This window comes from Streptosporangium sp. NPDC006930 (assembly GCF_040635605.1).
In the GTDB taxonomy this organism is placed as follows: Bacteria; Actinomycetota; Actinomycetes; order Streptosporangiales; family Streptosporangiaceae; genus Streptosporangium.
In genome coordinates this window covers 20571-32971 of sequence record NZ_JBEYID010000020.1, presented here as the reverse complement: position 1 = coordinate 32971, position 12401 = coordinate 20571, and the positions used below count along the sequence as shown (strand labels likewise).

The 12401-nt window shown below is 71.8% G+C and carries 11 protein-coding genes; all 11 read left to right on the top strand.

What is annotated here, in order from left to right:
* Positions 1 to 3 precede the first annotated feature (3 nt).
* The 11 genes from ABZ664_RS29340 to ABZ664_RS29290 all read left to right on the top strand — a co-directional run bounded on the left by ABZ664_RS29340 (position 4) and on the right by ABZ664_RS29290 (position 12366).
* Entirely contained in the window at positions 4 to 798 is a 795-nt protein-coding gene (locus ABZ664_RS29340) for an ABC transporter ATP-binding protein (RefSeq protein WP_362516663.1), read from the top strand.
* The gene (locus ABZ664_RS29335; protein WP_362516661.1) at positions 798 to 2180 is read left to right on the top strand and encodes an MmgE/PrpD family protein; all 1383 of its coding nucleotides are present in this window, start codon (positions 798 to 800) and stop codon (positions 2178 to 2180) included. Before ABZ664_RS29340 ends, ABZ664_RS29335 begins: the two co-directional genes overlap by 1 nt.
* Positions 2174 to 2749, top strand: a complete 576-nt coding sequence (locus tag ABZ664_RS29330) for an ureidoglycolate lyase (RefSeq protein WP_362516659.1) — start codon at positions 2174 to 2176, stop codon at positions 2747 to 2749. The genes ABZ664_RS29335 and ABZ664_RS29330 overlap by 7 nt, the downstream gene beginning before the upstream one ends.
* Positions 2746 to 5109 carry a xanthine dehydrogenase family protein molybdopterin-binding subunit gene (locus tag ABZ664_RS29325; protein WP_362516657.1) on the top strand — a complete coding sequence of 788 codons (2364 nt, stop codon included), beginning with the start codon at positions 2746 to 2748 and terminating at the stop codon, positions 5107 to 5109. The genes ABZ664_RS29330 and ABZ664_RS29325 overlap by 4 nt, the downstream gene beginning before the upstream one ends.
* The gene (locus tag ABZ664_RS29320) at positions 5106 to 5942 is read left to right on the top strand and encodes an FAD binding domain-containing protein (RefSeq protein WP_362516655.1); all 837 of its coding nucleotides are present in this window, start codon (positions 5106 to 5108) and stop codon (positions 5940 to 5942) included. Before ABZ664_RS29325 ends, ABZ664_RS29320 begins: the two co-directional genes overlap by 4 nt.
* Positions 5939 to 6412 carry a (2Fe-2S)-binding protein gene (locus tag ABZ664_RS29315; protein WP_362516652.1) on the top strand — a complete coding sequence of 158 codons (474 nt, stop codon included), beginning with the start codon at positions 5939 to 5941 and terminating at the stop codon, positions 6410 to 6412. The genes ABZ664_RS29320 and ABZ664_RS29315 overlap by 4 nt, the downstream gene beginning before the upstream one ends.
* On the top strand, positions 6409 to 7317 hold the full coding sequence (locus tag ABZ664_RS29310; RefSeq protein ID WP_362516650.1) for an OsmC family peroxiredoxin: 909 nt from the start codon (positions 6409 to 6411) through the stop codon (positions 7315 to 7317). Before ABZ664_RS29315 ends, ABZ664_RS29310 begins: the two co-directional genes overlap by 4 nt.
* Entirely contained in the window at positions 7310 to 9223 is a 1914-nt protein-coding gene (locus ABZ664_RS29305; protein WP_362516647.1) for an FAD-dependent oxidoreductase, read from the top strand. Before ABZ664_RS29310 ends, ABZ664_RS29305 begins: the two co-directional genes overlap by 8 nt.
* A gap of 100 nt (positions 9224 to 9323) precedes the next feature.
* Complete coding sequence (locus ABZ664_RS29300; RefSeq protein WP_362516645.1) at positions 9324 to 9671, top strand: hypothetical protein; 348 nt, start codon at positions 9324 to 9326, stop codon at positions 9669 to 9671.
* Positions 9672 to 9673: 2 nt separating this feature from the next.
* Positions 9674 to 10813, top strand: a complete 1140-nt coding sequence (locus tag ABZ664_RS29295; RefSeq protein WP_362516643.1) for an MFS transporter — start codon at positions 9674 to 9676, stop codon at positions 10811 to 10813.
* Positions 10813 to 12366 carry an FAD-dependent oxidoreductase gene (locus tag ABZ664_RS29290; RefSeq protein WP_362516641.1) on the top strand — a complete coding sequence of 518 codons (1554 nt, stop codon included), beginning with the start codon at positions 10813 to 10815 and terminating at the stop codon, positions 12364 to 12366. The genes ABZ664_RS29295 and ABZ664_RS29290 overlap by 1 nt, the downstream gene beginning before the upstream one ends.
* Positions 12367 to 12401: the final 35 nt, after the last annotated feature.

The window sequence follows — 12401 nt, the reverse complement described above, 5'->3', positions numbered from 1 at the left end:
CGGATGCTTGACGGAGGCGCGGCGATCTCGATCAAGGGCGTCGGTAAGCAGTACACCACCGACGCCGGGCCGGTCCGGGCCCTCATCCCGACCGACCTGGAGATCAAGCCGCGCGAGTTCGTCGTGCTGCTCGGCCCCTCGGGGTGCGGCAAGACGACGCTCCTGCGGATGCTCGGCGGGCTCATCCCGCCGACCGAGGGCACCATCGTCATCGGCGACAAGCTCCTGTACTCGGAGGGTGACGACCGTCCTTCGCGGGAGGCGCTCGGCTCGCTCGGCTTCGTCTTCCAGCAGGCGACGCTGATGCCGTGGCGGAAGATCTGGAAGAACATCGCCCTGCCGCTGGAGGGCAAGGGCGTCAACCGCAAGGAGCGCCGCCGCAGGGCCGAGGAACTCGCCGGGATGATGGGCCTGGAGGACTTCCTCGAACACTTCCCGCGCGCTCTGTCGGGCGGTATGCAGCAGCGGGTCGCCATCGCGCGGGCGTTGATCCACCGGCCGTCGATCCTGCTCATGGACGAACCCTTCGGCGCCCTCGACGCGATGACGCGTGACCGGATGAACTCCATGCTCCAGCAACTGTGGATGGACACGGGGAAGACGACCGTGCTGGTCACCCACTCGATCTCCGAGGCGGTCTTCCTGGCCGACCGGGTGGTGCTGCTCTCGCAGCGCCCCGGACGCATCCAGGACATCGTCGAGATCGACTTCCCCCGGCCGAGGTCGCTCGACATCGTCAAGTCGCCCAAGTTCGGGGAGATCGTCCAGCGTCTCCGCTCCCAGCTCGGCGAGGTCTGATGGGCAGGCCGATCGACGGGACGACGCGTGGGGCGACCCGCGCGCTGGCCCGCTTCGCCGCGGAGCTGACCTTCGACGACCTGCCGGAACCGGTGGTCGCCAAGGCACGCCACCTGCTGCTCGACTTCTTCGGGGCGGCACTGGCGGGCGGCCGGGTCCCTGAGGCGGCCACCATCACCGAGCTGATCCGGGCCAGGGGTGGGAACCCCCAGGCGACCGTGCTCGGAGCCGGTTTCTCCACCACCCTGGCGGACGCCGCCTACGCGAACGGATGCGCGGCCGACGTACTGGAACACCAGGACGGGTACCGGTTCGGTGGATTCCACCCCTCCCACGCCCTTCCCGCGCTGCTCGCCGTGGCCGAGTCCCGCGACGCCGACCTGCGCGCACTGCTGACGGCGGTGGTGGCGGCGTACGAGGTGGCGAACAGGATCGGCCGGGTCATGCATCCCGGCGCGACCGTCGCCGGGTGGTTCCCGGTGGCCGCCGGATACGGTGCCGCCGCCGGGTGCGCGAAGCTGCTCGGCCTCGACGAGGACGGGATCGTGTCGGCCGTCGGCGCCGCCGGATTCTTCGTGCCCGCCGTCATGATCGAGGAGATCTTCGCCGGATTCACCGTGAAGCCCGCGTTCGCCGGGCAGATCGCCCGCGCGGGGGTGGAGGGCGCCCTGCACGCCCAGGCCGGTCTCACCGGCTGGGACGAGGTCGTCGAGCACCCGAGAGGGCTGGTCTCCCTGTTCCGCGGTGACCCCGGAGATTCCCGCCTCACCGACGGTCTGGGCGAGGAGTGGACGATCCTGGAGGTTCACCAGAAGCGTTTCGCCGGGTGCCGCCACACTCACGGCGCCGCCCAGGCGTGTGCCGAGCTCGCGGCCGAACACGACCTCGACGTGGCCGAGGTGACCGCCGTCGACGTCGAGACCTACGACGTCGCCAAGGTCCTGGTCGACCGTCCCGCGGGTGGCTCGGTGGTGCCGTGCACGTTGAGCCTGCCGTACGTGGCGGCCGTCGCCCTCGCCGACCGCGACGTCACCGCCGCCCAGTACGCCCCTGAGCGCACCTCGGATCCGCTCGTCCACCGGGTGGCCGCCTCGGTCCGTATCCGGGTCGCCCCCGACCTCGACGCGCGCTACCCGGAGTACACCGCGACCCGCGTCACCGTCACGACAGGAAAGGGCGTGCACACGCGCCAGGTCGACCTGCCCGTGGGCGACAGCCGCAACCCGCTGACCAGCGAGGAGCTGGTCGGCAAGTATCGAGGCTCCGCTGTCCCCGTCGCCGGGGAGAAGGCCGCCGACCGCGCCGCCGAGCTGCTCCTGACAGCGAAGGACACGCCCGTACGCACCCTGCTCACGATCACGACAGGAGGACAGTCATGCTGAGCCCGGACAGTCCGCAGCACGTCATCACCCCGCAGCCGCTCACGGCCGAGGACTTCGCCCCCTACGGCGAGGTGATGTCGCTGGAGGCCACCCCCCGGTTGCCGATCGACTTCTACTCCGGCAAGAACGCCGTGCACGGGCCGGTCCGGCTCGACTCAGACACCCCGCCGGAGTTCCTGGTGTTCCGTGTCGGCATGCGGGGCGACAACCTGCGCTTCCTGGAGCGTCACGTCGAGATGACCCAGACGATGATCCCGCTCGGCGGCAAGCCCTACGTCGCCGTCGTCGCGCCGCCGGACGTGCCGATGGAGAACGGTTTCCCCCCGCTCGACCAGGTCAAGGCGTTCGTGATCCCCGGTGACGTGTCGATCAACCTCTACCGGGGCACCTGGCACGAGCCGCCGTTCCCCTCGGTCGACGGTCAGCTCTTCCTGATCACCAGCCACGAACGGCTGACTCGGGGGCTGCAGAGCCGCCTCGACGAGAACGGTGAGCTCGACGAGTTCGACGTCGAGAAGCGCAGTCCCTTCTACCGCACCGGCCAGCGGGTCAGGGTCCGGCTGCCGTGACGGCGATCGGCACCTCGGTCCGTAAGGCGGACGGCGAGGTCCTGCTGACCGGGCGGGGCCGGTTCGTGGACGACTACGTCCTGCCCGGCATGCTGCACGCCGCGATCGTCCGCAGCGACGTCGCGCACGCGCGCATCACCGGGATCGACACCTCGGAAGCCGAGCGTGCCCCGGGTGTCGAGCTGGTGCTGACCGGGGAGGGGGCGGCTCGGCACAGCGGGCCGATCCCGCACTTCATCGACCCGGCCGCCCGGGGCGGACGCCGCGCCGAGGTGCGCTGCCTGGCCGTGGACAAGGTGGTCCACGCCGGTCAGGCCGTCGTCGCCGTGGTCGCCCGCACCCGCCGCGAGGCCGAGGCGGCGGCCGGGCTGGTCAGGGTCGGCTACGACCGCCTGCCCCACGTGCTCGACGCCGACGCCGCGCTGCGGCCCGACGCGCCCCGGTTGTACGACGACTGGCCCGACAACGTCATCCTGCACAACCACTACGGCACCGGTGACGTCGACGCCGCCCTCGAAGCGGCCGACCTCGTCGTCACCGAGACGATCCGCATCGGCCGTACCACCACCGCGCCCATCGAGCCGCGCGGCTACCTGGCCTCCTGGGACCGCTTCGACGAGTCGCTGACCGTACACGGTTCCGTCCAGAACCCCCACCAGCTTCGCTGGATGCTGGCCCGCAGCCTCGGCCTCGACGAGACCAGGATCAGGGTCGTCACCGCGAGGGTCGGCGGCAGTTTCGGGCTGAAGATGCAGGGCCACCCGGAGGAGACCCTGATCTGCCTGCTCAGCAGGCTCACCGGCGCGCCGGTGAAGTGGATCGAGGACCGCCGCGAGTGTTTCCTGTCGGGGGCCCGCGAACAGGTGCACCGTGTCACCGTCGGCGCGATGCGCGACGGGCGCATCGTCGCGGTGAGGGACCGGATCGTCGCCAACGCGGGCGCGGTGACGGCCCAGCCGGGCTGGGCGATGCCCAACATGTCGGCGACCACGCTCGCCTCCGGCTACCTCGTACCGAACGTCGAGGCCGAACTGCACGTGGTGGCGACCAACAAGCCGCCGCTGAACGCCGCGAGGGGTTTCGGCAAGGACGGCGCCCACTTCGTGATGGAACGGGTCGTCGACCTGGTGGCCCGCGGGCTCGGAGCCGATCCGGCGCGGGTGCGGCGGGTCAACTTCGTGCCGCCTGACCAGTTCCCCTTCCGTACCGCGACCGGTCTGAACATCGACAGCGGTGACTTCCCCGGCCTGCTCGACAAGGCGCTCAAAGCGCTGGACTACGACGCCCTGCGCGACCGCCAGCGTGAGCTGCGTTCCCGGGGGCGGCACCTCGGGATCGGGCTCGCCTTCGAGCTCACGCCGGAGTCGGCCGACGGTCCCGGCACCTTCGTCTCCGGGTTCGACGTGACGACGGTCCGGATGAACATGAGCGGCGGCGTCACCGTGCTGACCGGGGTGACCAGCCCCGGCGGCGGCAACGACACCGCGATCGCGCAGATCGTCTGTGACGAGCTCGGGGTGCCGCTGAGCTGGATCCAGGTCGTCCAGGGTGACACCGACCGGTGCCCGAGCGGGTTCGGCAACTTCAGCGGGCGCGGCATGGTCGTCGGCGGCGGGTCCGCCGCGCTGGCCGCCCGCGACGTACGGGCCAAGATCGCCACGGTCGGTGCCCGCATGCTGGGCGTCTCCCACGACGAGGTCGAGGTGACCGGCGGCGTGGTGCGGGTCTCCGGCGACCCTGACCGGTCGGTGCCGGTGCCCGACGTCGCCGCGGCCGTGCTCACCCGCGCGTTCGCCGTGGCCTCTGAGGTCGAGCCGGTCCTGGAGGCCACCCGCGCCTTCAAGCCGGGCAACATCAACCACGTCCCGGACGAACGCGGACGTATCCAGCCCTACCCCACCTACTCCAACTGCCTGCACGCCGCCGTCGTCGAGGTCGACGCCGACACCGGCCTCACCGAACTGGTCGACTTCGTGATGGCCCACGACTGCGGGGTCGTCATCAACCCCGCCCTCGTCGAGGGCCAGGCCCACGGCGCGATCGTGATGGGCCTCGGCGCGGCGCTCACCGAGGAACTCGTCTACGACGACGAGGGCCGCCTGCTCAGCGACCGCTTCAAGTCCTATCTGCTGCCTCGCGCCGGTGACCTGCCGAAGGTCCGCCTCGAACACCAGGTCACCCCGAGCCCTTTCACCATGTACGGCAACAAGGGCGCGGGCGAGGCCGGGGTCGGCGGCGCGCAGGCGGCGGTGGCCAACGCGATCGAGGACGCCCTCGCGCCCTTCGGCGTCACCGTGACACAGGTGCCGCTGCCGGCGCCGGTCGTGCTCGACCTCATCGAACGGGCCCGCTCGAAATGATCACCCAGAACTTCGCCTACCACGCGCCCACCGACCTCGAAGGGGTGGTGGCCGCGCTCGCCGGACACGACGCCGTGATCGTGGGCGGCGGCACGATGGTCGTCCCCGACCTCACCCACGGCCGGACCTCGGCGGACGTCGTCGTCGACCTGTCACGGGCCGGACTGTCCGGGATCACCCGGGCCGGCGACGCCGTGGTCGTGGGCGCGACGACCACGTACACCCATCTTCTGCGCGACGGCGGCGAGCAGGTGCCACCGCTGCGGCGGATCGCGGGCGGAATCACCGGCGGCCCGCAGATCCGCAACCGGGGCACCGTCGGCGGGTCGGCCTGCTACGCCAACCCGTCCTCCGAGGTCCCGGCCGTGCTGGTCGCCCTTGGGGCGGAGCTGCGGCTGGTCTCGGCCGCCGGGGTCCGCGAGGTCGCGGCGGCCGACTTCTTCACCGGCGCCTTCACCACCGCGCGGCGGCCCGACGAGGTGCTGGCGGCGCTCGTGCTGCCCGGCCCGGCCGGGCCCTTCGGCTACCACAAGCTCAAGCTCGCCGAGAGCAGCTGGCCCATCGCGACGGCGGCCTGCGTGCGTCTGCCCGGAGGAGGGCTGCGGCTCGCCCTCGGCGGGGTCGCGGCCACGCCGCTGCTGGTGCACCTCGAATCAGACGATCCCGGGCACGTGCGCGCGGAGGTCGGGCGGGTGCTCACCGAACCGTGGAGCGACGTGCTCGCGGACGGCGACTACCGCCGCCGGGTCGCGCCGGTGGCCGCACTGCGCGCCATCGGGGAACTACGGGCCATCGAGGAACCGCACTCCGTCCAGGAAGGAGAACCGCGATGACCAAGGTCAACCTGACCGTGAACGGCCGGGCGCGGGAGATCGACGTCGAGACGTCGAAGCTGCTCGTCCACGCCATCCGCGAGGACCTCGGACTGACCGGCACCCACGTCGGCTGCCTCACCGGGGACTGCGGCGCCTGCACCGTGCGCATCGACGGCGCCACCGTCAAGTCGTGCTCGGTGCTCGCGGTCGGCGCGGAGGGCGCCGACCTCACCACGATCGAGGGCCTCGCGGGCGACGACGGGTTGCACCCGGTGCAGCGGGCGTTCTGGGACGAGTTCGGCTTCCAGTGCGGCTACTGCCTGCCCGGCATGCTGCTCACCGCCTGTGAGCTGCTCGAAGACGACCCCGACCCCGACGACGACGCGATCGTCGAGGCCATCAACGGCAACCTGTGCCGCTGCACCGGCTACGCCGCCATCACGCGCTCGATCCGCTGCGCCGCCGACCGGATGAAGGACACCCCATGAGCACCACCGACGCGGCCATCGCGATCGTCGAGGATTTCCTGGCCGCGGTCGGCCGGGGAGATCTGGAGTCGGCAGGGACCCACCTCGCCCCCGACGCCGTGATGATCTTCCCGGGCGACCGCCTTTACACCACCCTGCGCGACCTGGCCGACGCCTCCGCCACCCGCTACCGGCACGTCGACAAGCACCGCACCGAGTACGAGGCGTTCACCGAATCCTCGGGGGACGTCGTCGTCTGGTCGATGGGCACCCTGTACGGCGAGAACAACCAGGGCGTCAAATACGACGGCGTGCGCTACGTGGACCGGTTCCGGTTGAGCGCGGGCCGGATCGTCGAACAGCGGGTCTGGAACGACCTGGAGATCAGCGGTGTGCTCCGGGCGCGTACCGCGGAGGAGCTCGACCCGCGCTGGCGCACGGCCGCGGCGACGGCGACGGCGACCGCGCCGACGACGACCGCGACGGTACGCCGCGTCGCCACCGCCGCCTGGGACGGCGCGCTGCGCGGGGGAGCGGGTCGCCTCGCCCTCGCCTCCGGCGCCACCGATCCGCTGCCGATCTCCCTGGAGAGCAGGAAGAACAGCGCCGCGCCCGCGACCTCGCCCGAGGAACTGCTCGCCGCCGCGCACGCCGCCTGCTTCGCGATGGCCCTGCGAGGCGTCCTCGACACCGTCGCCCCCGGCACCCCCGAGCAGGCCGTCGAGGTCACCGGCACGTGCGTGCTGCGCATCGACGCGGCGGGTTGGACCATCGACGCCATCCGTCTCGACGTGACCACCCGGGGCGTGCCGCGAGACGCGCTGGAGACCGCGATCCCCGTCGCCGAACGCCGTTGCGCGATCTCCAACGTCGTGAAGGGCAACGCCGCCGTCACGGTCACCGTGCAGGAGCAGCGGGATGACTGAGCGTTACCCGCACGTCTTCTCACCCCTGCGCCTGGGCGGCCTGACCCTGCGCAACCGGGTCTTCGTGTCGGCCCACACCACCAACTTCGGCGTGGACTTCCTGCCGACCGCCCGCCACGTCGCCTACCACAGGGAACGGGCGAGAGGCGGGGCCGGGCTGATCATCACCGAGCCGCTGCGCGTGCACGACACGAGCCTGGGCCGCGTGGGCGGGCTGAGCGCCTCCCGGGCCTCCCTCCCGGGCCTGGCCGACATCGTCACCGCCGTACGCGACGAGGGCGCCGCGGTCTTCACCCAGATCACCCACACCGGGCGCCACAGCGACAACGTGTTCCGGCGGACCGCGTCGTGGGGGCCGAGCGCCGTGCCCTGGCACACCACCGGCCAGGTCCCGCACGTGATGACCGCCGCCGACATGAAAGAGGTGCGGCGGGCCTACGTCGAGGCGGCGCTGCTCGCGGTGGAGGCGGGATTCCAGGGGGTCGAGGTGCACTTCGGGCACGGGCACCTGTTGCACCAGTTCATCTCACCGGCCGTGAACGTGCGGACCGACGCCTACGGCGGCACCGAGGAGAACCGGCTGCGGTTCCCGCTGGAGGTGCTCGACGACGTGCTGGACGCGGTCGGGTCGTCGGCGCTGGTGGGGGTGCGGATGAGCGCCGACGAGCTGCTGCCCGGCGGGCAGGACCTCGCCGCGGGGCGGCGCATCGCGGAACTCCTGGCCCGGACCCGGCCGATCGCTTTCCTCAACGTGTCGGTCGCCTCCTACACGGTGCCGTCCATCGGCCACCACGTCGCCGACATGAGCGAGGGCCGGGCGCCCTACCTGCCGGAGGCGCTCGCGATCGCCGAGGTCGCGGGTGACGTGCCGGTCTTCGCGGCCTGCCGGTTCGTCAGCGTCGACGACGCCGAACGGGCCCTCGCAGGAGGCGAGATCGCGGCCGTCGCGATGACCCGCGCTCACATCGCCGACCCCCATCTGCTCGCCAAGACGGCCGAGGGCCGCGAGGGCGAGGTACGGCCCTGCGTGTCGTGCAACTTCTGCATCGGCGAGATCGCCGGGCACCGCGCCATCACCTGCATGATGAACCCCGCCGTGGGACGCGAGGCCGAGTGGCCGGTTCTCCCCGCACCCGCGACCCCGGCCAGGACGGTGCTCGTCATCGGCGGCGGCCCGGCGGGAATGGAGACCGCGAGGGTCGCCGCCGAACGCGGCCACCGGGTGCGTCTGTGGGAGCAGGGCGACGAGCTCGGCGGCCAGGTGCGGGTCGGACGGCGGGGGATCGGGCGGCACGAACTCGACCTGCTGCGGACCTACGAGGAACACGAACTGGAAAGGCTCGGGGTGACCGTCAGGACCGGGGCGGGGGTGGTGACCGCCGAGGAGGTGGTCGCGGCGGCTCCCGACGTCGTGGTGATCGCCACCGGATCGGCCCGCCGCCGCCCCCTCGCCGCCTTCGAACGTCGTTCCTGGGAAGGGCGGACCGTTGTCGTGGTCGACCGGGAGGGCGCCTGGACCTGCGCGTCCGTCGCGGAGACCATCGCCGGGGCCGGCGGGACGGTGCACGTGGTCACCCCGGCGACGTCCCCGCTGTGGGGGGTGACCGAGTACAGCCGGATGACCGCGCTCGAACGGCTCAGAAACCGCGGCGTCGACATCTGGACCGGCGCCGTCGCCGAGTTCGGTGAGGGACGGGCCGTGGTGCGTTCCTCCCTCGTCTCGGCCGAGACCGTGATCGACGGGGTCACCGACGTGATCGAACTCGACTCTCCCGACGCCCTCGACACCCTTGCCACCGACCTCGCGGGAAACGGGCTGACCGTGCACGTCATCGGCGACGCGGTGGCGCCCCGATCCCTGCTCGAAGCCATGTACGAGGGCCACGCCCTCGCCCGTGCCCTGTGAACCCGTGAACCCGCGCCCCTGTGGGAACGACGCCTCGCGGCTCGGTGCACCCGACAACCCATACCTCGTAAAACCGACAAAGAACAAAGGAGACGCCGCCATGGCGCGCAAACTGGTACTGCTCACCTACGACATCCGGCCCGGATCGGACCTGAACGAGTACATCGAGTTCACCCGCTCGGTGGACTACCCCGCATTCCGCCAGAACCCCCGCATCCAGGACTACGCGAACTACGTGGTGAAGAGGAACGTCCGGGGCGAGGAGAGCTTCCGGCACTTCGACCTCATGTTCGTCGACGACCTCGACGCCTTCCACGCCGACGGGAAACTGCACTTCGGCGACCCGGTCATCCTCGACCACGCCGCTCGCTGGCGAGCCAAGTGGGGGCAGGACGAGGCCACCGGCTGGCGTGCGAACGTGAACATCAGCTACGCGGACGAAATCTAGGGGTGAGCGACTCCCCGACGTCGCGTCGGGCGGTCGTCCTGGCCGTGCTGCTCGGCATGACCTATATGTATCCCGCCTACCTGGTGGGCACCCTGGGCGTGGCGATCCGGCACGACATCGGCCTCGACAGTGCGGGCCTCGGCCTCACCGTCAGCGTCTTCTACGTGGTCGGTGCGGTCGCCATGTCCCCGGGCGGCCGGATCGCCGACCGCGTGGGCCCGCGCAGGGCCCTGCGGTTGTCGGCGATCATGACCGGCCTCTGCCTCGTCGGGGTGGCCGTGTTCGGCGGGTCATGGGCCGGTCTGCTCGCCGCACTCGCCGTGGGCGGGATCGGCTCGGCGGTCGGCGCCTCGATCGGCACCGTGCTGATCGTCGAAAACGTGCGGGCGTCGCGGCGGCCGATGGCGTTCGGCCTCGAACGTTCGTCGATCCCGGCCTCGACGCTGGTCGCCGGGCTGTCGCTGCCGCTGCTCGCCACCGTGATGCACTGGCGGCTGGTCTTCCTCGTGGGTGGTGTCGCGGTCGCCGCGCTGCTGCTGATGCGGGTGCCCGGCACGGTGGCTCCGGCCTCGGCGGGACGCCCCGCGCGGGTGAAGCTGAAGCCGCTGATGCCCCTGCTGCTGGTCACCGGCGCGTTCCTGCTGGGTTCGGCCGCCGCGACCGCGCTGAGCAGTTTCTTCGTGGACTACAGCGTCACGCTCGGCCTGTCCCCGTCCTTCGCGGGCATCGCGCTCGCCGTGAGCAGCGCGGTCATCATCGCCGTGCGGCTGACCCTGGGCCGTACCAGGTACGGCCGTCTCACGGTCGCCGCGATGATGGCGCTCGGCGGGGTCGGGTTCCTGCTGTTCATTCCCGGCGAACGGGGGCTGTTCCTGGTCGGCACGCTGGTGGCCTGCGGCGCCGGCTGGGGCTGGACCGGCCTGGTCGCCCTTACCGTCGCAGAGACCTACGCCACCATGCCGGGCGCCGCGTCCGGCGTCGTGCAGTCGGGCGGCGCGGCCGGGGGCATTCTCGGGCCGCTGCTCGTGGGAGCAGTGGCGCAATATCACTCGTACGCCGCCGGCTGGTTGCTGGCGGCGGCGTTCTGCGGGCTGGCCGCACTCCTCGTGCTGGTCAACCGGGCCGCATGGGAGGCGACCTGATGAACTTCACCACCCTCGATCATCCGCCGGCGTCGTGTGACGTGCTGGTCGTCGGCAGCGGCGCGGCCGGGCTGACCGCCGCCTGCAGGGCCGCCGACGCCGGACACCACGTCGTCGTCGTCGAACGGGCCTCCGTGCTCGGTGGCACCACCGCCGTGTCGGGCGGTGTGATCTGGGCGCCGGGCAACCACCTCGCCGACGCCGACGGTGTCGACGGCGCCCTGCGCCACCTCGTCGCGGTCACCCGGAATACCGTGCCGCGCGCCCGCCTTGAGTGGTTCCTGCGCCAGATCGGGGAGGCCGTACGCTATCTGTGCGACGAGACCCACGTGGACCTGTTCGCGCTGGAACGCCCTGATTACCGGGCCGACCTGCCCGGTGCCAGGCTCGGGGGCCGGGCCCTCGACAACCGGCCGTTCGACGTCACCGCGTACCCGGGACTGGAGAGTCTGCTCCGGCCACCCACCTATCTGCCCTGGCTCACCATGGCGGAACGGGAGCAGGACACCGGCGCCGACCTCGCCGCGCTCGACCGCGAGCGCCGTGAACGGGGGGTGCGCACGGTGGGCGGGGCGCTCGCCGGTTCGCTCGCCGTCTCGGCCCGCGCTCGTGGCGTGGAGTTCCTGCTCGGCGCCCGTGCCGTCGGCCTGGAGCGGTCGGGCCGGTCGTGGGACCTCACCTTCGAAGACTCCGGTCACATCACCGCACGCCGGGCGGTCGTGCTGGCCGGTGGCGGCTTCGAATGGGATCCGGCGCTCCAGCAGGCGTTCCTGCCCGCCCGGCTCACCCCGATCGGGGCGCCGGGCAACGAGGGGGACGGCCTGCTCATGGCGCTGCGCGCCGGGGCGGCGGTCGCCGACATGACCGCCTCGTGGGGGGTGCCCATATTCCGTGACCCCGAGGTCAGCTACGACGGGCTGCCCACCGGACGGCTCGCCACCGCGGAACTGACCCGGCCTGGCTCGATCATGGTCAATGGCTCGGGGCGACGGTTCGCCGACGAGACGGGGAGCTACTACGACCTGACGAAGGTGTTCCGCGAGACCGATCCCGTCACCGGCGCGCCCCGGCATCTTCCCGCCTGGTTCGTGTACGACGCCGCCCACCGCGCCCGGTACCCGGTCGCGGGCATGCCTGCGGGAGAGACGCCCTCCTGGGCGGTCACCGGTTCGACGCCGCACGAACTCGCCCATGCCTGCGGGATCGACGCGTCGGTACTGGCCGAGACGATCGCGGAGTTCAACGCCGACGCCCTCGCGGGCGCCGACCGGCGGTTCGGACGTGATTCGGCGTCCCTCGCGCCGCTGGCCGAAGGACCGTTCACCGCGGTGCCGGTCATTCCCGGCACCTTCGGCACCTGCGGCGGCGTGGTCACCGACGACCACGGACAGGTCATCACCCCCGGTGGCACCCCCGTGGACGGCCTGTTCGCCGCGGGGAACGTCTCCGCGAGCGTTTTCGGTGACCACTACCCGGGCGGCGGCACCTCGCTGGCCGCGGGGGTGGCCCGTGCGTACGCCATCGGGACGGCGCTCGGAGGGGGAGGACGTTGACCGCACCAACCGGCCTGACATACTCTCTGAGCGGA